Annotated in this window: 12 protein-coding genes; 7 read left to right on the forward strand and 5 right to left on the reverse strand. The window is 46.0% G+C overall.

Features of this window, described 5'->3' with window-relative positions; translation table 11 throughout:
- Positions 1 to 87: 87 nt before the first annotated feature.
- From ACT8YW_RS03470 to ACT8YW_RS03490, 5 genes are all read right to left on the reverse strand, one after another.
- Positions 88 to 702: an L-threonylcarbamoyladenylate synthase gene (locus ACT8YW_RS03470; protein WP_444104030.1), complete on the reverse strand. Its 615-nt coding sequence runs from the start codon at positions 700 to 702 to the stop codon at positions 88 to 90.
- An 80-nt stretch (positions 703 to 782) separates the two neighbouring features.
- Positions 783 to 3,308 (reverse strand): AsmA family protein, encoded by a 2,526-nt coding sequence (locus ACT8YW_RS03475; protein ID WP_444104031.1) that lies wholly within the window; start codon positions 3,306 to 3,308, stop codon positions 783 to 785.
- 277 nt (positions 3,309 to 3,585) lie between these two features.
- The gene (locus ACT8YW_RS03480; RefSeq protein WP_118418876.1) at positions 3,586 to 5,580 is read right to left on the reverse strand and encodes a tetratricopeptide repeat protein; all 1,995 of its coding nucleotides are present in this window, start codon (positions 5,578 to 5,580) and stop codon (positions 3,586 to 3,588) included.
- Between the two features lie 2 nt (positions 5,581 to 5,582).
- Entirely contained in the window at positions 5,583 to 6,368 is a 786-nt protein-coding gene (locus tag ACT8YW_RS03485) for a Cof-type HAD-IIB family hydrolase (RefSeq protein ID WP_444104032.1), read from the reverse strand.
- 201 nt (positions 6,369 to 6,569) lie between these two features.
- Positions 6,570 to 9,125, reverse strand: coding sequence for a Kelch repeat-containing protein (locus tag ACT8YW_RS03490; protein ID WP_444104033.1), 2,556 nt, complete (start codon positions 9,123 to 9,125; stop codon positions 6,570 to 6,572).
- A 228-nt stretch (positions 9,126 to 9,353) separates the two neighbouring features.
- Between ACT8YW_RS03490 and ACT8YW_RS03495 the strand changes: the two genes are divergently transcribed.
- The 7 genes from ACT8YW_RS03495 to ACT8YW_RS03525 all read left to right on the forward strand — a co-directional run.
- Positions 9,354 to 10,376 (forward strand): alpha/beta hydrolase, encoded by a 1,023-nt coding sequence (locus ACT8YW_RS03495; RefSeq protein ID WP_444104034.1) that lies wholly within the window; start codon positions 9,354 to 9,356, stop codon positions 10,374 to 10,376.
- A 158-nt stretch (positions 10,377 to 10,534) separates the two neighbouring features.
- Positions 10,535 to 12,256 carry a GxGYxYP domain-containing protein gene (locus ACT8YW_RS03500; protein WP_117934777.1) on the forward strand — a complete coding sequence of 574 codons (1,722 nt, stop codon included), beginning with the start codon at positions 10,535 to 10,537 and terminating at the stop codon, positions 12,254 to 12,256.
- A gap of 23 nt (positions 12,257 to 12,279) precedes the next feature.
- Positions 12,280 to 13,698, forward strand: coding sequence for an FAD-dependent oxidoreductase (locus tag ACT8YW_RS03505; protein WP_022139118.1), 1,419 nt, complete (start codon positions 12,280 to 12,282; stop codon positions 13,696 to 13,698).
- A 10-nt stretch (positions 13,699 to 13,708) separates the two neighbouring features.
- The gene (locus ACT8YW_RS03510) at positions 13,709 to 15,166 is read left to right on the forward strand and encodes an FAD-dependent oxidoreductase (protein WP_117934781.1); all 1,458 of its coding nucleotides are present in this window, start codon (positions 13,709 to 13,711) and stop codon (positions 15,164 to 15,166) included.
- A 7-nt stretch (positions 15,167 to 15,173) separates the two neighbouring features.
- Positions 15,174 to 15,869, forward strand: coding sequence for an SGNH/GDSL hydrolase family protein (locus ACT8YW_RS03515; protein WP_444104035.1), 696 nt, complete (start codon positions 15,174 to 15,176; stop codon positions 15,867 to 15,869).
- A gap of 70 nt (positions 15,870 to 15,939) precedes the next feature.
- Positions 15,940 to 17,586 carry a GxGYxYP domain-containing protein gene (locus tag ACT8YW_RS03520; protein WP_444104036.1) on the forward strand — a complete coding sequence of 549 codons (1,647 nt, stop codon included), beginning with the start codon at positions 15,940 to 15,942 and terminating at the stop codon, positions 17,584 to 17,586.
- 134 nt (positions 17,587 to 17,720) lie between these two features.
- A partial coding sequence (locus ACT8YW_RS03525) for a SusC/RagA family TonB-linked outer membrane protein (RefSeq protein ID WP_444104037.1) occupies positions 17,721 to 20,607 on the forward strand: 2,887 nt, incomplete at its 3' end.

Below are 20,607 nucleotides of genomic sequence, written 5' to 3' on the forward strand. Positions count from 1 at the left end.
AATTGATTTTATAAAAAGAGAATGGGCTGCATCAGTGTTGAATTGATTGCAGCCCATTCTGTATGTTAGAGATAGCTGTCAGCGGAATTAATTCTCTTCCAGCCAGCCTTTTCCCTGTCGGACGATTTCCAGTTCGTTATCCGTACATTTCACAACCGTTGAAGGTTCTATTCCTCCGATACCGCCGTCAATGACCAGATCAACGATGTCGCCGAACTTTTCATCTATAAGTTCGGGATCAGTCATATATTCCAAGTCCTCGTGCTCGTCGTATGGCAGTGTGGTGGTCATAATGGGAGCGTCCAGCAGGCGTGCGATTTCACGGATGATGTTGTTGTCCGGCATACGGATACCTACTTCTTTCCGGTTGCGGAAGATTTTCGGTAATCGGTTGGTGCCGTTCAAAATAAAGGTAAATGGCCCCGGAAGATTATGCTTCATCAGTTTGAATACGTTATTGTTTACTTTTGCGTATTCGCTGATACTGCTTAAGTCATAACAGATGATAGACAGATTGTTTTTTCGAGGGTCTATCTCTTTAATCCGGCAGATCCGTTCTATGGCACGTTCCTTCAGACCATGGCAGCCGATGGCGTACATCGTATCGGTAGGATAGATGATAAGTCCGCCGTCATTCAGGATATCGATGATTCGTTGTAAATCCTGCGGGTTATTGTTTTTATCATATAGTTTCAGTAGCATATTAAAAGCTTCATCCCTTCCCTCTCGCAAAGGAGAAGGAGGAGGGACGAGTGGGGTTAAATGGTTATTATCTTCTCTTTTTATTTGAGTTTCTTTTTCAAGAAATCCAGTGCCTTTTCCGCAGCTTTCTCTGTGACTTTCTGTTTGATTGAGTCTTTGTTGGCGGTAGCGGCAGAGTCCAGTCCAAGTTTCTGTCCGAGTTTGCTGATTGCTTCATCGGCTACGGCTTCGACAGCTTGGTTGGCCATGCTCTTAGTATCTACGCTGACTTTCGGAGAGGTGAACGAACCTCCGATTTTCAAGTCAAGAGTCATTAACTTAGAGATATTGCCTACGGATGTGGGCAGTTTCACTTTACCGGAATAGTCGATGGTTTGATCGAGCCCTGTGCTGCCGGAAAGATTCAGTGTATAGTCTCCCATCTTGATATCAAACGGTTTGGTTTCTACGCGGCCGTCTTTGATGGTGAAATCCAATGTCATGTCTTTCACTTTCATGTCTTTCAGACTGGGTTGCTTCACGGCATCGGCTATCTGGTCGATTGCTTTTACTCCGCTTAAACTAAGGTCGCGCGTGGAAAGACTACCGTCACCCTGCATCGTATTTAATACGGGGCTCATGGCTGCATCCAAATCTGTCAGGACATTGATGCTTCCGGAGAAATTACCTTTCAGGTTTTCGAAGATAGGAGCCATTTTCTGCACCATATCCAGTTCTTTGTAAGCTTGTGCGAAACCGATATTGGAGAGCTTGAATCCGGCTTTCATTTCCGGCTTCTTTACGTTGGCGGTGGAGTAGTAGCCGTTCATCACTACATTACCACCCATGGTGTTCATGGAAAGGTTTTTCATATCCACTTTGCCATCTTTTACAACAAGTTTGCCATTCATATTATTGAAAGACATCTTGTCGAATAACACCTGTTTCAGGTTAGCGTCCATTTGGAAGTCGATGTTACGGGGAACTTCCATAATACCCGTGGCAGCTGTAGCTACGGAGTCGGTAGACGCAGTTTCTGATGCAGTCGTTTCATCCGCAGAAGCGGTCATGAAGTCGTTCAGATTGAAATAGTTGGAACGAATATTCAGGTTTCCTTTCAATGTAGTACCTTTCAATGCGTAACCGATATAGTTTTCAAACCGACTGTCGGCTGTGATATCATTCTTTCCGATGTTGACGGTTGTCTCGCTCAACTGGAGGTATTTCGGGGTGAAAGTGAAGAGAGACTTCTTGATTTCTACGTCCGGCATATCTTTCATTTTGAGTTTCATACCCGTCAGTCCGATAGTGCCTGAAGCTTGCATGCGTTCATATTCCTCTTTTTCGATATAGGAAAGGCGTCCCGACATTTGCATATCGGCGTCAATGGTACCGTTCAACTCCATATCTCCAAGTGGATAGACTTGTTTGATCATACCTAAGTTGAGTACTCCTTTCGCTTCTGCTTTAAAATCCGGATCACTGATCGGCGTTTTCACAGTAGCTGTCAGGCTAAACGGATTTCCGGCAAGGCGGAAACTGAACGGATTGATGTTGACCGTAGTTTGGTCAATATTTCCTCCGGGATTTTGAACGTTGGCACTGATATTGATTTGATCCACTCCTGCCGGTAAAGTCGGGTAGCGGAACATGGCATTCTTGACTTGCATATCAATGTTGAATGCAGGAACGGTGTCGCCTTGCAAGATACCTTTGGCCGTTGCAGTAAGCGTAGCGGTTCCGTCTGTTTTCAGACTGGAGAATTCCGTTGCATAAATGGCTGGAATCAGTGACAAGATTTCCTTAAACCCGATATCGTTCGTGTTAAGTTTCAAGTCCATGTCGATAGCCGGATCTTTTAAGGCTACCCAACCGTCGATACCTGCCTGAATGGCATTGAGGCGGATGGTGTTGTCTTTTAATGTGTATTTGTTATTGGCAAGGTCGGCATCCACATCCATTGTTGCGGAGATATTGGCATTGGCCAGGAAAGGGATTCCATTCATCTTGTAAGTAAGTGATTTGGTTTCCGCTTCCAACTTCAGAGTAGTGCGGTCACTTCCTAAGTCTCCGGCGCAGATTGCGTTAAAGTCGCGGATATCAGCATACATCTTCCCTTGTTGATCGTCATAAATCAGGTTCATGTTTTTGATAACAAAGCGTTGTAGCTTCACTTTGAAAGGAGAAGATACTTCTTCTGAAACAGGAGCTTCGGCTGTTGCTGTTGTATCCGGTTTCATAATATCCCAGTTGGCACGTCCGTCCGACAACACAATGGCATGTAACCGTGTATCTTCAATAAATATTTTAGAAATATCGTAACCGCTATCTCCGAAAAGAGAGAATAAGTTGACTGCGGCAGTAACTTCTCCGGCCTGTACAAGGGTGTCGTTGGCAAATTCACCAGTACCTTTTAACCAGAAATCCTCGAGAGTGACAGAAGCCTGTGGAAAGTTACGGAACAGGCTAATGTTAAGGTTCTTAAAGTCAAATTGTGCATTAAGCATCTTGTTGCCTTCTGTTTTTACAATGTCGGCTATCTTTCCCTGGAAGGCGAAAGGAAGAAGGAACATCAGAATGATAATGACTCCTACTGTGATAGCTGCGATTTTCAAACCTTTTTTCATTTGCTTCTATTTTAAGAGTTTGAGATATTACAAAGAACAAAACTAATAAAAGTTTTTGATATAGAGGGATAATCAGTTCTTTTTCTTTCGTCTTGATACGAAAGAAAAGGAACCAAAAAGAAAGAATCAAGGCTGCGTTTTTCCGACTACTCCAGAGAAACCACCTGCGCTTGACGTCGGAAAAACGAGGCCGGGAGGCCGTGCGGGGGCACTGTTTGATGGAGATATTGTGTGTAGTTGACAAAGATGGATAGGTGCGGAGGTCGGGAAGAATAGGCTATTTTTTCTTTCTAAGTTCTTCTGCAATTCTCCATTGTAAGGCGGCTTCTCCTTCTTTCCCGACTTTCAACAGAGCGTCTCCGAAGAGTTCGTGTGCACCGGCATGTTCCGGTTTCAGGCTGGTGGCCTTGTCCAGGTCAGCGATGGCACCTTCTGTGTTTTCTGTTTTTAGCCGGAGCTTTCCGCGGTTATAGACAGCTTTAAAGTTTGCCGGATAGAGGGTGACTGCAGTGTTGAAGCAGTTTTCAGCATCGAAATACTCTTTGTTGTTGAAGAGAGTGATTCCTTTGCGTATCCAGGCATCCACATAATTAGGGTCGAGACTAAGTGCCTTGTCGTAGTTGGCAAGGGCGGCACGTGAGTCGTGTGCCTGGGTGATGCATTCGTTACCCATTAATAGATATTCGTGAGCATATTGGCGGAGGCGTTCCTGCTGTTCGCGCATTTGCTCTTTGAGTTTCTTATTCTGTTCTTTCAAGGTGTTTATGACACCGAGTTTACGTCGGATAAAACGGCGGGGAACAGGTTTCTCAATATCATAGCGGGAATGAATGGCGCGGAAAAACTGTTCCAGACATTCCTCCATGTCTCCTTTGTCGAAAGCGCGTGAAGCAGCAGCGTATTGCACATCGGCCTGCGCTTGTTTCAGAGCTTTGTCGATAGCCTGCCGGTCGTTGAAACGTCCGGCAAAGTTTACGATTTCGGGACGGACGAAGACGTCAGCACGGTTAATAGGCTTTTTGAGCTGAATGCCGTCCAGTGAGGTACAGCGGCTTAGTGCCACGTATGCTTGTCCACCTGCAAATACACCACCTGTGAAGTCGATGACTACACGGCTGAAAGTCAGTCCCTGACTTTTGTGAACAGTGATGGCCCAAGCTAACCGGATAGGATATTGTGTGAAGCTGCCTAAGACTTCTTCTTCTATTTCTTTGGTCTTTTCGTTGTAGCGATAACGGATATTGCGCCATGATTCACGTTTTACGTCACATTCTTTTCCATCGTCGGTGATAACGTAAATGGTTTCTTCTTCCTCATCAATTCCGGCAATGACGCCAATGGTACCGTTTACCCACCTGCGGTCGAAATCATTTTTAATAAAGATGATTTGTGCACCGGGTTTCAGTACGAGCTCTTGTGAGGTGGGTAGACTGCTTTCGGGGAAATCTCCTTCGATGACTCCTTCAAAAGTAATTGGGTCTCCGGGAAGTTCCGCCAGTTTCTTTTCGTTGATAGAGTCTACCGTGTCTCTACGGGTGGCCAGAGTGATATACATATCAGCTTCCGATTCTTCTATCTGGCTTCCATAACGGGTGTTCAGTAGTTGCAGATCAGCCGCTCCGGCTGTATTGTTCCGGATATGGTCGAGGACGCCGACAAAAACGGGGTCTGTTTGGCGGTATACCTTTTGAAGTTCGATGGATACCAGGTCTATCTGGCCGAATACTCTGGCAGAGAAAAAATAGGGTGTAGGATAGAAGCGGTTCAATATTTCCCGTTCGTCGTTTTTTACGACGGGCTCCAGTTGGAATACGTCGCCTACCAATAACAGTTGTTTTCCTCCGAAAGGTTCGCGCAGATTGTGAGAGTATACACGTAGGATTCGGTCGATGGCATCAATGATATCCGCCCTTACCATTGAAATTTCGTCGATGATGACCAGTTCTATTTGTTCCAACAGCTTCCGGTGAGGCTTGGTGTATTTGAAAAATTCATGGATACGACCACGCTGGAGACTCAAGTTCGGGTCATCCGGCAGCAGCGGATAGAAAGGGAGTTTGAAGAAACTATGCATCGTACTTCCTCCGGCATTGATAGCAGCGATACCTGTCGGGGCGAGTACAACATGTTTCTTTTTGGTGTTTTCGCAGACGTAACGCAGGAATGTAGATTTCCCTGTACCCGCTTTCCCGGTCAGGAAAACCGATTGACGCGTATATTGAATCAGGTTCAGGGCGTCCTGAAACGCTGCGTTATTGGTGTCTACGCTCATAATCAGATAATACCAAAATGCTTCATTGCCTTGCTGATGCCATCCTCGTCGATGGGAGCTGTCACATAATCGGCAGCGGCTTTCACATCCTCTTTGGCTTGTCCCATGGCTACTCCGATGGCTGCATGGCGGAGCATGCTGATGTCATTTCCTCCGTCTCCGAAAGCCATGGTATCTTCGAGTTTAATATCAAAATAGCGGATTATTTCATCAATGCCCTTTTGCTTGGTGTCTCCTTTGGCGGTCACATCGGCAAATGCAGGATACCACCGGCCTATCTCGCAGGTAGGAATAGACGGACGGATTTCTTCTTCTTCCTCTTCCGTGATAAAGGGTGTCATTTGGATGACTTCCTTACTGGTTGCCTCCTCGAAAGATACAGTCGGAATCACATTCACGTGCAGGAAATCATAGAATATCTTTTTCACCATGTCATTGGGCTGGCAAACGGAAATGTTGTGTTCCTCTACAAAGATGCAGGGAACGCCTTTTTTCTCGCAGAAATCTCCCATCGCTTTTACTTCGTCCTGGGGGATGGCACTTTTATAGATTACCTGTTCCCCGACAAAGCAGTAAGCCCCGTTCATGGTGATATATCCATCAATCAGATTCCGGTCTTGCAATTCGGAGAGGTTGTTGATAATGGCTTTCGGACGTCCCGTAGCGATAAATATCTTTAGTCCTTTTGCACGGGCGGCTTCCAGTGCCTCAATGGTAGACGACGGGATGCGGTGAGTTTCAAAACTGACCAATGTTCCGTCTATATCAAAAAATAATGCTTTCGTCATAAATTCTTTTTTGAATGGAGTACAAAAGTACTATTTTTCTATGTAAATAGCAATTAGGAGATTTCTCTTATGCTTTTTTTAAAGTCTCTACTCTTATCGATAGGAACACAATTATTTAAAAGTGCCTAATAAAATGATTAATTATAATAGGTTCTTTTATTCTTTTGACTAAAAAAGTTTCCCAAGCATGGCGTCAAGTCTTTATTCTTCTAACGAATTCTCCTTATACTTCTCTCCATAGAGTTGCTGGTACTCCTTTTGGAAACGGTCATAAACACTTTGTGCATACGCTTTTTGTCCAAGTTTCTTGAGTGCTTTTATTTTGAAAGTCAATGCCGTTTCGCTCATTCCGTCGAACGAGAAAAGCACGTCGGACAATACGATAACCTTTCTGGGTTCATTATTCGCTTCTACGATAGGAAGCAGTTTCTCGATGATCCGGATGAAAAGTTCGTCATGGTTAATTTTGATATTGCCAAACCATTCGTAATGTACAAAAGTAGGCAGTAAGGTGCCTCGTTGCAGCAGGCCGATAAGTTGTTTTACCTCTTCTTCTTGTTCTTGAGGTGAATGAACCTGTTGCAGCATTTTTGCTATATTCAAGGCTTTGAGATAATCACAGTAGAAATTATCTCCATACACAATCTTCCATTTGTCGTTTAAGAAAACAAGCTCCACTCCCTCTAAATCTGTTAGAATGTTCCGTAGGTGGTTGATCGTGACGTTACGTATATTCTTGGCAGAGGTCGTAGTCTTCTCCGGCCAGAGTTGGGCAGACAGTTTATTAGTACTGATCCCCTCCTGACCGTCGTGTGAATGAAGCAGTACGAGGACAAACATTTGTTTTATTTTCGGACCGAAACGATAAGCAATTTCATTGCCTTTGGTATCGAACACCTGAAAATCTCCAAACAGATAGACAGCATTAACCTTTATCGGAGTACTGGCTGGTGCATCAGTACTCTTCTCATCGACAGATACACCATCTTCTGGAACGCTCGGTGCTGTTGCCTCTTGTTTACTTCCTTTTTTTCTATGCCGATAATAAGCAAAACAAAGAATCAGCAAAAGTACGACTCCTCCGATTATATAATAAAGGTAAGCTCTGTCTGCTTCGTTGTCATCGTCCGTATTCCATTTTTTGAGCTCCTGATAAGTAATAGGAGGAGCGTTCAACTTATAGACACTAATCTTCGCTTTTGGATTATTATCTTCGCTATACCGGATGACGGCATATAATTCATTGTCTTTCGGATTATTAAACAGGTATGCCGTTGACAGAATACAGTTCGTTTGAAAAACGATCTCGTTGGAGACAATGGCATGTTCCCCTGTCTTCACGTCAAACCGGTGCAAAGAGGCATTCGTTGTTTTCCGGTCTATGCACAAAAGATAGATACACCCCTTTTTACTGTCGAACACAAGCCCGCGGGTCGGAATAAAGTAATTGTCGGGAAACGCTCTGCTCCACAACTTCTTGACGGTACGCTTGGAAGTATCAAACAGATACAGGTCACAGAAGAAATCTTTGCCAAGTTCCTGTTTGCCCGTCTCGTTGCCCACTCCTCCGAATACGAAAAAGCTTCCCTCCACAGGACCTTTACCTGCTACGGTGTGCATACGGGGATAAATGACATCGCCCGTAAACTGTATCTCTTTCCATGCTCCATGATCGAAGTCATACTGATAAGTCAGGTTTGAATACTGATAGTTGCCATACCCGCCGAAAATATAAAGCGATTGGCTTGCCTGATCGAAAAAGTAAGCATGATGATGTAACGGATTGGAGAATTGAGGAGAAACGATACGGGTAGGCAGATCCTTATCCGAAATAGTGGAGAAGAAAGGACCGGTTTGTCCGCCAATATCCGCTAAGTTATAGAAATAAGTCTCCTGCTTATCCGGGTTATAAATAGCCTCGCCCGAATATCCCGTTTGCGTGCCCACCGTTTCTTTGGGGTATTCGGTCAGTTTCAACGTATTGATGTCGAACTTACCTATATTATTATCACCTACAACTAATATCTGCCGGTCCGGTTCGTCAAACGCTATTCCGGCAGCAGCCGAACTGGTAAACGTACCTATTTCCTGCCAGAAGAACTGTTTGTTAATCTGCCACGTGGGATGGACTACTGTTCCGTGTAACTTGTTACCTGCCTCATGCACCAAATTCCCATCCGACTCTGTGAGCGGGAACAGGAAAGAATGAGAAGCCTCATCCCGCACCATGATATTTTTAATCACCATGACAGGCACTTCCGGAATCGCCTTGATATTGGCACCGAAGATAATATTCGCTTTAGACGGATTCGGAATGGTAATACCATCAAGCAAGTATTTCTGGCCATCGATAGTTACTTCCGCTTTCTGGTGCTGAAAGTCCAACCGCGTTTCTACGTGCAGCCATTTGCGCGCACCGATAGTTTGGGGCGAAACGGGTATTTCGAGAAATTGTTTTTTATCCGAAAGGCTGTTGATGACAAACGATGAACTGCTCTTGTCGCGACCGATATAAGCAAAACTATATGGCGCGGCCTTATCCTCATACACCCATATCTGTCCGAAACTCTCATGGCTAAGGATAGATAAATCGAAAGAGATCGTTACAGAATTGGTGAATGAAATATCGTTTCCACTGAATAAGTCTAAATAGGTCTGGGGAGTCTCTCTTGAAAAGAGCAGTCCTGCCCCTTTTAGCGGTTGAAAAGAAAGAGCAAATATGGCAATGAATATAAAAAACTGGTATGTTCTCTGCATAATCAAACGGCGTTTTAGAAATGCGTTTCAATGCAAAGTTAGAAATTTCCCTCATGTATTCCTAATAATTCAGTTTAATTCTCTTGGGTGATTGCCTGACATCTACCTTTTTATGGAGTGATTAATGAAATAAAAAGCGCACTAATCCGAAAATTAACCCCCTTTTTTCTGCTTCGACCCTATTTTTGTGTCATCGAATTGATGAACCTATATAATACTAATTAGAACATGATGCATATTTCTTCTGACATTGCTTTCCGCCGTTCCCTTTGCCGTCTGCTCATGCTGCTTTTGGCGTGTGGCCTGTCGTTGGCTGTATGGCCTCCGCTCCGGGCACAGGAAAAACCGGTAGGAAAACACATTGGCTACAACCGCTATGGCAATCGCCTCTATCAGGTAGGAGACCAGGTAGATGTCTATCCCCGGCAACAATTGGCCAAACTGTATGCCGGTCAATTTCCTGCAGATGCCTTTGTGCCTTGGAGCAAGACAATTTACGACCATAAGTTCGAGATTGACGAGCAAAAGGTACGGACGAAACATTTCGTCTATCGTTCGCACGAGGGATACGATCTGGAAATGTATATCGACCTTCCTGCTTCAGGTTCCGACTTCCCCGTCCTTTTTCACATCTTCGGTGGCGGATGGACTTCCGGCACGCCCGAACGGGTGGAAGTCATTTCCAAATACCTGGCTTCCCGCGGGATAGCAGGAGTGCGGGTGGGACATTCGTTGTCCACTCATCCGGGTGCCACCATTGCACGCGCTTTTGATGATATCAACTACGCCCGGCAATACGTCTTTCAACGTGCCGCCGAGTGCCGGATAGATACCACCCGCTACGGATATGCGGGAGGCAGTTCGGGCGCACACCTGTCGGCCGTGTCCGCATTGCGCGATCCCGGAACTAAAGTGTTGGTCGGTTTTGCCGGCGTATACGATTACAATATGTTTGGTGGTGACGATAAACCCTATTTCGCACCCAACACCACCGAGTTCAAGCGTGAAATATCACCCGCGTCCATGATTCCGGTTTCAAGTCCGGCTGTTTTTCTCGGACATGGGTTAGGCGATTTTCTTGTGGGATACGTACAAAGCACTAACTTTGCTTCTTGGCTTGCTAAACAGGGGCTTGAAGTCGAACTTCACCTTTATCCCTATTATTCCCATGCATTCAATCATCCCGGAATTACAGATATGTTTCCTAAACTGATGGATGAAGTGGAACATTTCCTGCAAATTCATCTATGAACGGAACTTCGATACCGTTCGATAGCAGATGAACACATTTGCACGAAAAAAAGCCCTTTTCGGGTAGGATTAATAAAATAAAAGTGGGAGGTAACCTATAAATTAACCCATATATTATAGGCTCCCGGATATCTTTGTCTATATAAACTAATGCCACGATGAAAAAGAAAAATCTAATTAAAACACTCTTCTTAATAGGAATGCTGCTGGGAGGAACCATCTCACCGGTAGTTGCTTCCTCTTCACCGGATAACTGGTGGCCTGTTCAGAAAAGGCCCGGTTACATCTTGAAATGTACACTGTCCCGTCCCGGTGATATTCGTGAGATGAATGTCGCCCAATCCTTATGCGGACTTGCTGCTCAAGCTGTAAACGAGGGTATCGGCAACGAGGGACTTTGGGTTGAGAATCGTACACCGGATTATCAACTGTATTATAAAGCTTGGCTGAAACGCCTCAAAGTAAAGGAACGGGGCGCCCTGAATACCTGGGAAGTCGTGAAACGCTTTCAAAAGCAAGGCTATATAAAAGGTTACATCCTATATGATTATAACCGGAAAGACAACTCCATCAATCTGGCAACCGCACAAGCCGGCATTCTGAAAGGAATTCTGGTAGATATAACATTGGAAGAACAGGCAAAAGCATCCGGCTTGAAGAAATTGTATGACGCCAGCAAGGAGAATCTGACCCAGTCTTGGTTTGACGAACACAAATCCCGGATGAACAATAACTTCATCGTCCTGACCAATCCGTCGATAGCCAACAATCGTGATTATGCCATTGCCCATAAGGGAATGGTTTATTACGGAGTGGACGAATTGCTGGATACTGTACTGGAGTGGGTACGCCCCTTGTCACCGGTGATAGGCTGGAATAGCGGACCGGAATTTCAGCACATCGCCCCCTGTTCCCATTGGGGATTAATTAATACAGCTTCCGACTGGTGCATGAATCTTGCCATGCTCTCCATCACCGGCAACGAAAAAATAAAAAAGATTAAAACTGTTAATCCGGCCCGGATAAATTGGGAATCTGATGCAATTTATCATTCCTTTGTGATGAGCGACGGAGATAATATGCAGTGGACATTGGGTAGTTTTATCAATAATCCTGACTTTTGGAGCAACGAACATAATGGCAAGATTCCCATGTCATTCACTACGTGTATGGTCAACCTGTCAATGGCTGCTCCCGATGTGCTTAATGTACTGATGAACAGTCAGCCACGGAACGTATCGCTTGCCGAATATGGCGGCGGATACTATTACCCCGACCTTTTTGCTTCAAAGCGCGCCGACAGAGAGGGACTGTTGCGGAGTTTTGCCCGTATCGTGAATGTGCACATGCAAAAGATGGGTATCAAAGCATTTGGTTTCATTTGTCATAAGATAGATTCGAAAGAAGCTCTGGATGCGTATCGTGTCTTTGCCGAAGAATTGGAGGGAATAGCCGGAATGCTTGCCGTGCAGTATTCTCCCTATAATGGCGGATATGGTAAAGTGTTTTGGGTGAAAGACCGGAAAGGGAACGATATTCCGGTGATTTCCGCACGCGGACAGATATGGGCTAACCAGGAAAAAGAAAAGTCCGGTACTCCCTCCCAGATTGCAGCAGTAATTAATGAAGATGCGACGAATAAAATTCCCGAGGGTGAGATAGCGTGGACCATTGTTCATGCCTGGTCGCGCTTTGAGAAAGAGTCGAAAGACAGTATTGTCAGTGCGCCGCAGAACAGCCGTTCGCCGAGAGGAGTGACTCCCGTGTACTGGTGTAAGCAATTGCTGGACAAAAAGGTGCAGGTAGTGCCGGTAGATGAGTTGCTTTGGCGGTTAAGAATCAAACACGTCAATAGAGATTCTGCCATAAATTCTAATTGAAAAACATTAAAGTATACACATATATGGAAATTAACAGACGAGATTTCATTACTAAAGTGTCTGCTATTGCAGCATTGAGTGTCCTGCCTTCGTCATTTGTAGCCGCTATGGGCAATGAGAAGGTAGAGAAGGCCAAGCCCAAGTATCCAACATTGAAATGTGATGTGGTGGTAGTCGGAGCCGGTCCCGGTGGAGTGCCTGCCGCCATTGCGGCAGCCCGTCAGGGAGCTAAAGTAATATTGCTGGAAGAGGATAATATGCCTGGAGGAGCCCCGGTCGATATGTATGTTCCCTTTATATGCGGTGGTCCCAGAGTGGGAGTGTTTCAGGAGATGATTCAGGTATTGAATGCAAAACACACCATTGGCGGGCGTACTTGTGAGACGTTCGGAAAAACAGGCAGTGACGGAAAGAATCACTGGTGGATGCCCGGTTCTTATGCGGAAGTGATTTATCAGCTTCTCGAAAAAGAAGAAAACATCACGCTGATGTGCGCAGCACCCGTTGTAGGAGTAAAGCTCAAGACCTCCGGCAACAGAAACCAGGTGACCGGAGTGCGCATCATGCGTAATGGCGATTATCAGGATATTGATGCGGCAGTTACCATAGATGCTACCGGCAACGGACTGATTGCCGATATGGCAGGATGCGAATATATGTTTGGCAGCGAAGCCAAGAGCGACTACAACGAGCCCGTAGGCATCGAAGTGGCCGATGGTAAGGTGCAGCCCTGTACCTGGATGCTGATTAGTGAAAGAATCAAGCGCAATGCCATACTACCTATTGATAAACTGAAAGGCAGCAGTGCTGTGGAAGATAACCTGAATCGTTGGGTGAAAGCCGACGACAAGGAGGATATGATCCGGAGAGACGCCGGCATCTATCTGCACTGGGGACGGACTGTATATTGCAAGGATACCCGCGACCCTCTGTTGCTGGCACAAGCCCAGCAGGAAGCATTGGAACGTCTGCAGGAAAACCTCGAAATCTGGCACGAAGCCGGATACGCAGTACATCTGGCTCCGAAACTGGGTGTGCGCGAAGTGCGCCGTATCAAAGGCGAGTACGTGCTTACAGCCAACGACTTGATTGCCGGAACGATGCACGATGATGTGATAGCCCACGCACACTATTCGTTCGATGTATGGGGAATGAAAATTCCCGAAGAAATGAAGCATATCGGCCCTTACGGCATTCCCTATCGCAGTATTCTGCCAACCAAGACCGAGGGGTTGCTCACTGCCGGACGTATCATCAGTGCGACACGTATCGCGCACAGTTCTCTTAGAGTGCAGCCTATCTGTTCCAACATCGGAATGGCAGCCGGTACGGCAGCAGCTATGTCCGCCTTGAATCAAACCGGACTTCGTTCCATAGATATCAAACAACTACAAGACCGACTTGCCTCAATGGGGCTTTTCGATGGTTTAAAAAAGAAATAAGCGTACGACTATGACAATGAATAGAAGACAGTTTTTGAAGAATATGGGAATAGGCGCTGCTGGTGCAGCTTTGCCCGGAGTCTCCATGTTTGCCGCGAATGAAGCGATGAATACCCAAGATAAATCCCTGTTTAAATTGCCCGAATTGCATTGCGATGTGATTGTAGTGGGCGCCGGACCGGCAGGTATACCTGCTGCCGTTGCTGCTGCCAGAGAGGGGGCCAAGGTGATTTTACTGGAAGAAGATATGATGCCCGGAGGAGCTCCGGTGGATATGTATGTCACATATATGTGCGGTGCACCCCGTGTCGGTGTATTTATCGACATGGTGCGCGAACTGAACCAGAAACATTCACTAAGCATTACCCCCAGCAACACGTTCGGACAATGGGCATGGGATAATAAGCAGCATTGGTGGTTGCCGTCGTCATTTGCACAAGTCGTTTACGGCATTATGAAAGCAGAAAAGAATATCACGTTGATGTGTGGTTCACCGGTTGTGGATGCAGTGGTCGAGACAAAAGGCAACAGAAACAGAGTGACCGGCGTCTGCGTGATGCGCCAGGGTATGTTGCAGAAAGTCTCCGCTCCGGTTACCATCGACGCCACCGGTACCGGACTACTGGCAGCCAAAGCCGGTTGTGAATACTTCTACGGTAGCGACGCCCGCAAGGACTTCAACGAAAGCATCGGACTCGAAAAGAGTGACGGTAGAGTGCAGCCATGTACCATGATGTACATCAGCCAACGCACCCGCAGCGACGCGGAATTTCCCCGCCACATATTCAAAACCGGTGTACTCGACCACGACCAGGAGAAGTGGGTGACCCAACAGACGGAAGAAGAATTCCGGAAGATAGACTCCGGTATATACCTCCACTGGGGAGCAACGGTAGAATGTACCGACACCACCGACCCGGTATTGGTAGCCGACGCGCATCGCCGTGCCATGAAAAAACTGGAACCGCAATTCGAAGCCCTCAACCGGGCTGGATACGTCACTCATGTAGCCCCGAAAATCGGAATCAGAGAGTGCCGCCGTATCAAAGGAGAATATGTGTTGACGGTGGATGATGTACTGAAAGGAGTGATGCACGATGATAAGATTGCTGATGCCTGGTACTCGTTAGACCCGTGGGGAATGAATGTAGACCCCAAAATAAAGAACAGCGTAGGACCTTACGGCATCCCATACCGCAGCTTGATTCCCGTCAATACCGAAGGATTGTTAACAGCCGGGCGCATTATCAGCGGAACCCGTCTGGCAATGAGTTCTTACCGGGTGCAACCGATATGTGCAACCATTGGCGAAGCAGCCGGTACCGCAGCAGCGATGGCGGCTTTGCAGAAGACGAGTGTGCGCAATCTCGATGTACGCCGCTTGCAGAACCGCTTGGACGAGAAAGGTCTGTTCGACTGGTATCGTCATGTGAATATGAATGTGAATAATAAACCATGGAAAAAATAAGATAAATATGAACCGTATATTTCTTTTGATATTAGTATCAATTTTTACAGTCTCCACAGCCAGTGCTCAAACCACTTTCCTGAAGAAACTCAAGAAAGGCGAAAAGCAGACTGTTGTGTTTTACGGTGCCAGTGCAGCCATCAATACCTCCAACCGGGTTTGGGTGGACCAGCTTCGTACCAGACTCGAACGCAGATTCCCCGAAAAGATAACGTTCTACAACTGCTCGAAGTCGGGAATCGGCTCTTTCTGGGCAACTGAAAACTTCAAAGACTCCGTATTGAGCCGCAAACCCGATTTATTGATATTCGGCTTTTCGGAAAACGATGCTGTGACCCGTTTCAACAACGCTCCCTGGTATTCGGGAAAGTGTGCGGAATACATGGTCGACAATCTGCGGGCACAGAATCCTGATGCCACCATCGTATTATATATTCTTTCCGAACGTCCGTTGGGACAATCGGCGGAGACTCGTCCTGAACTGGCAGCATTCAATGCTTCATGCCGCGAAGTAGCCAAAAAGAAAGGTATCATTCTCGTCGATTACTCGGTAGAGTTTAATAAAATTTACGACGCCGGAGGAGAAGAAGCATTAAAGCCATATCAGCGCGACGGTATTCTGCCTACCCGCAAAGCGGCACAGGAAATCCTTATACCGATGCTGTGGGATGCAATATTGGGACGTGACAATGCAAAGAAGTGATTCATCAGTTGAAAACACATATAGACGAACAAGTTAAAGAATATATCGGCATTGATAAAATACTATGAAAATGAAAAGTTTTATTTATATCATGGGAGTTGCCCTATTGGTAGTTTTCTGCTCTTGCGAAAAACAGGGAGAGCAGGAGCAGGGAACAGAACAAGGGCAGGGAGAGAAACCGGAACCGGAATCACCCGAAGAACCTCCTTTGGTTGAAAACTGGGATTTGATTGAAATCACGCGTGCCGAAGTGGGAAACAGCAATTATGAAGAATTGCTCTATCTGGCTTCGCTTGCCGGACTTGTGAATCGCAGCAGTCCCGAAATCTTTCTTCACTCCGGTCAGGCATACGCCAAATGGATGACTGAAATGAAAGCCTCCGGTTATACCTTTACGAAGAAAAGCCTGTCGGAGATAACTTCTTTGTTCCTGAACAGAGCGAAAGGGTATGTATTGGTGGATGATAAATTGGAGAAAACATACATTGCTGCAAGTCTTGCAGGAGTGCTTGATGCTGTGATACTGACAGCGGACCTGGCCTCTAAAGCTCCTTATAACAGTCTGCAGAAACTGGCCGACGTGAGGGATAAGGATGAGGCTTGGCTGGCCGACTATATAAAACAACATTCTTCACAATTCAACTTGAATGCGATTGTGAACAATGCTTCTTTCCCGTGGACAATGGTCGATTTTGCCATAGCGAACCGATATCCCTGGTGTAGCAATGCCAAAAGTGACGGTGCTGTGCTGCAAAAGCTTTATTATATGTTGAAACCCAATTCGCCTCATTACGGTTGGGGAGTACCCTATAATCTTGAACGCATGGATGTGCGGTTTGGATGCGAACATAATGGAGTATATACCGTGCCGGGTATCAATACCATGAGCCTTTCCATCCTGTCGTCGAAACAGTTGAAACCGTATGACCGACCGGCTTCGCCTGTGGAAGTCCCGGCACGGACGGGCGTGCATTATGCCACGATTGTATTCAGTGACGGAGACAATACGTCCTATATGCTCGATTTGTTTTCCCGGAATACCTATATCTCGCATCCGCGTGCACATGAGATTCCGCTTACCTGGATGTATCCCCCGACTCTGCGCACCAATATGGTTCCAGTGCACAACTGGTATCAGAAAAACCTGCCGGCAACCAATTGTTATGTCGGAGCATTGTCCGGTGCGGGTTATACATTCCCGTCTCATCATGAGTTTGTAGCCGACTATTTCCGCATGACGAATGGAATGTTGAAAGATTGCGGAATGCAGTATATGGTATTGATGGACGATGCAGAACTATTCACCGGTTCGTCTGCCGGTTCGTATGAAACGTTTATGAAGCGGCACATCGGCAACTTGCCCGATATGAAAGGATTCTTGTATATGAACTATCTGGGATATGCCAAATGGCAGGGCGCTTATTTCTTTACAGGAGATGCACCGGTCGTTTCGTTCCGCTATTTCATGAAGAATGATGATAAGTTTACGGAACCTCATACTCCCGAAACCATCGCTGCGGCTTTGAACTCGGCTCCGCGTGACATAAACAGTATAGATGCCTATTCGGCAATCGTGGTACACGTCAATGCTCCGTCCAGTTACACGGTGGAAGATATGCTTGCATTTAAAAACTTATTAAACGAAAATGTAATATTGGTGAATACGGAACAGTTCCTCGAACTTATTAGGAAGAATGTGAAAGGCAATAGAGGTTAATCCCTCTTTTAACACAGCGGTTAATGCTTTTTTGAGGGTGTTAATCCACGGATTAACCCTAGTTCTAATCATTTCACCCATATATTTGAGAAAAAAAATAGTATTCTTTTAGTAACCTAAAAAATTAATACCCAATGAAACAATTCTATTCATTATGTATGATTATGCTCCTGGCATCTGTTCTGGCAATAGATGTTATGGGACAAAAAACGACTCTGACTGTTACCGGTAAAGTAACGGATCTGGAGGGAGACCCACTGTCGGGAGTCTCGGTCGTTGTGCAGGGAACAACGCGCGGCACGATTACCAATATCGACGGAGCATACTCTATAAATGTACCGTCGAAACAGTCGGTGCTTGTTTTCTCGATGATTAGTATGAAAACTGTCGATCATCGTGTAGGCAATAGTACACAGATCAATATTATTATGGAAGAGGACGTGATTGGTTTGGGAGACGTAGAAGTGGTAGCCATCGGTTACGGCTCTATGCGTCGCTCGGACTTGACAGGTTCCATATCATCTATTAGTAAGGATGCATTGAGCGAACGTGCCATTACGTCACTTGAAGATGCCATGAGAGGTAAGGCAGCCGGTATGCAGATTGTGCAGAATGACGGTGCTCCCGGTTCTGATTACACTATCCGTATTCGTGGTGCATCGTCCGTTAATGCTTCAAGTGCCCCGATTTTTGTTATCGACGGTGTGATTTGCGAAGATGCTTCTTCTCTGAATCCGGGCGATGTGGCATCCATTGAAATTCTAAAAGATGCGTCCTCAACCGCTATTTATGGTTCGCGTGGTGCGAACGGTGTCATCATGATTACCACACGCCAGGGAACCAATGATGGAAAAACACGGGTGGAGCTGTATGCTAACTTAGGTATGCAGCAGGCAGTACGCCAATTTGATATGCTTAATTCTTCGGAATATGCGTTGATGCGTTATAAGACCGGATGGAAATACTACCCCTACGGAACTGATCCGTCGACCATGAGCGATGGTATTGTCTATCGTGACAATCCGAACGGTGACGGTAACTATTGGGTACTTCCCGAAAGTTCAACTTATGCAGACTGGGAGTCGTTTGGTGCTCCGGGTAGTACGAATACTCAATGGCAGGATCTGATGTTCCGCGATGCCCTGTATCAGGAATATCGTATCAACGTTTCGGGTGGTAATAAGAACACACGTTATTCGGTATCCGGCGGTTATCTTAATCAGGAAGGGGTAGTGGTAAACTCCGGCTTCGAACGTTTCACAGGACGAATTAACCTCGTTCAGAAATTGAGTACTAATGTGACTATGACTGCCAATATATCAGGCTCAAGAACTAAAAACTCCGGTTTAGCAACCGGTAGTTCCGATGGTTTGATGGTGAAACTGTTACGTCAGTCGCCTTTGAATTCTGCTACCTCATCCGGTATTACCGAAGGTACAGGCAGTGAAGAGGGGCAGGTTGTTTCTAACCCATACATACAAGTGCGCGATATTACCAACAATCGTTATAAAGACAATCTGACAGCACGTATGCAACTGGAATGGAAGATACTTACCGAGCTTTCTCTGAATATAGCAGGTACGTATGAAGACAATCATCAGAAAACAGATGTATTTTATCCCGCCAACACCGAACAGGGATTTAAAGCAAACGGACGTGCCATTGTCACTAATGCCGGAATTAAAAAACTCTCCGGAGAAGCATTCCTGACCTATACTAATTCGTGGAAAGGCGGTCATCGTCTTAAAGTATTGGCTGGTAGCACGCTCGAAACCTACAACAATAATACGGTACGTACTGAAACGCAGAATTTCCCTTCACTCAACCTAGGTGTCAATGGACTGGGAATGGGCGTTACTCCACAAATACCTACTTCCTCAATTGTTGAGTGGAATATGGTATCGTTCCTGGCACGTGCCGAATACAATTATAAGGAACGTTATTTGCTGACAGCCAGTTATCGTGCCGATGGTTCGTCACGCTTCGGTGCCGGTAATAAATGGGCGGGATTCCCGTCAGTTGGTCTGGCATGGCGTATTAACGAAGAGTCGTTTGTGAAAGACTTGGGAGTTTTCTATAACCTAAAGTTGCGTTTCGGTTATGGTCGCAGTGGTAACACAGCCATTCCTTCTTATCGCAGCCTTTCAACAATCGCTTCTTCATTTTATCCGATGTATGGTTCCGATCTTTCTTACGGTGCCAGCATTGACAGGCCGGCAAACCCGTCATTACGTTGGGAAACAACGGATATGGTCAATCTCGGACTGGATATGTCGTTCTTTGAAAATCGCTTGGCAATGACAGTGGATGTTTATCGTAAAAAGACCACCGACCTGCTGATTGAAAAGAATGCAGCATTGGCCACAGGATACGAAAAGGGATGGGCCAATATCGGAGCAGTCCGCAATCAGGGTATTGAAATAACCTTGGATGCTACCCCTATTCTGACTAAGAAATGGAACTGGACCTTGAATGCCAACATCGGCTTCAACCGTTCGAAAGTGCTTGATATCGGTCCTGGTGATGAGATGGGATTTGACCCGGGGGTTATTCCCGGTTCCGGAAACTTTGTCATGATCCGCAAGAATAAGAGCCTCGGACAATGGTATGGCTATAAGATTGACGGGGTGTATGCTTCACAGCACGAAATCAACGAGCAAGGGCTTACCGAAGTGCTCGGACAGAAGATTGCCAGCATACGTCCGGGAGATTATCGCTTCCGCGACCAGAACGGTGACGGTAAAATCACTTCCGCCGACCTCGTATTACTGGGAAGTGGCGAACCGGATTTCACAGGCGGTTTGACGAACACAGTTTCTTATAAGAACCTGTCATTGAGCGTAGCCATGCAGTTCAGTTACGGAGCAACTGTTTTCAACGCCAACCTCCATTCATTGACAAGTGGACGTGACGGTCATAATCAGATTGCTGAAATGAATACCAAGTCTTGGTCGCCGACACTTTATGATGCAGATGGTAACGTATTCTTTGCCGGTAACAACGAAGCCAAATATCGTATGC

Source organism: Bacteroides sp. (genome assembly GCF_052357945.1).
GTDB lineage: Bacteria > Bacteroidota > Bacteroidia > Bacteroidales > Bacteroidaceae > Bacteroides.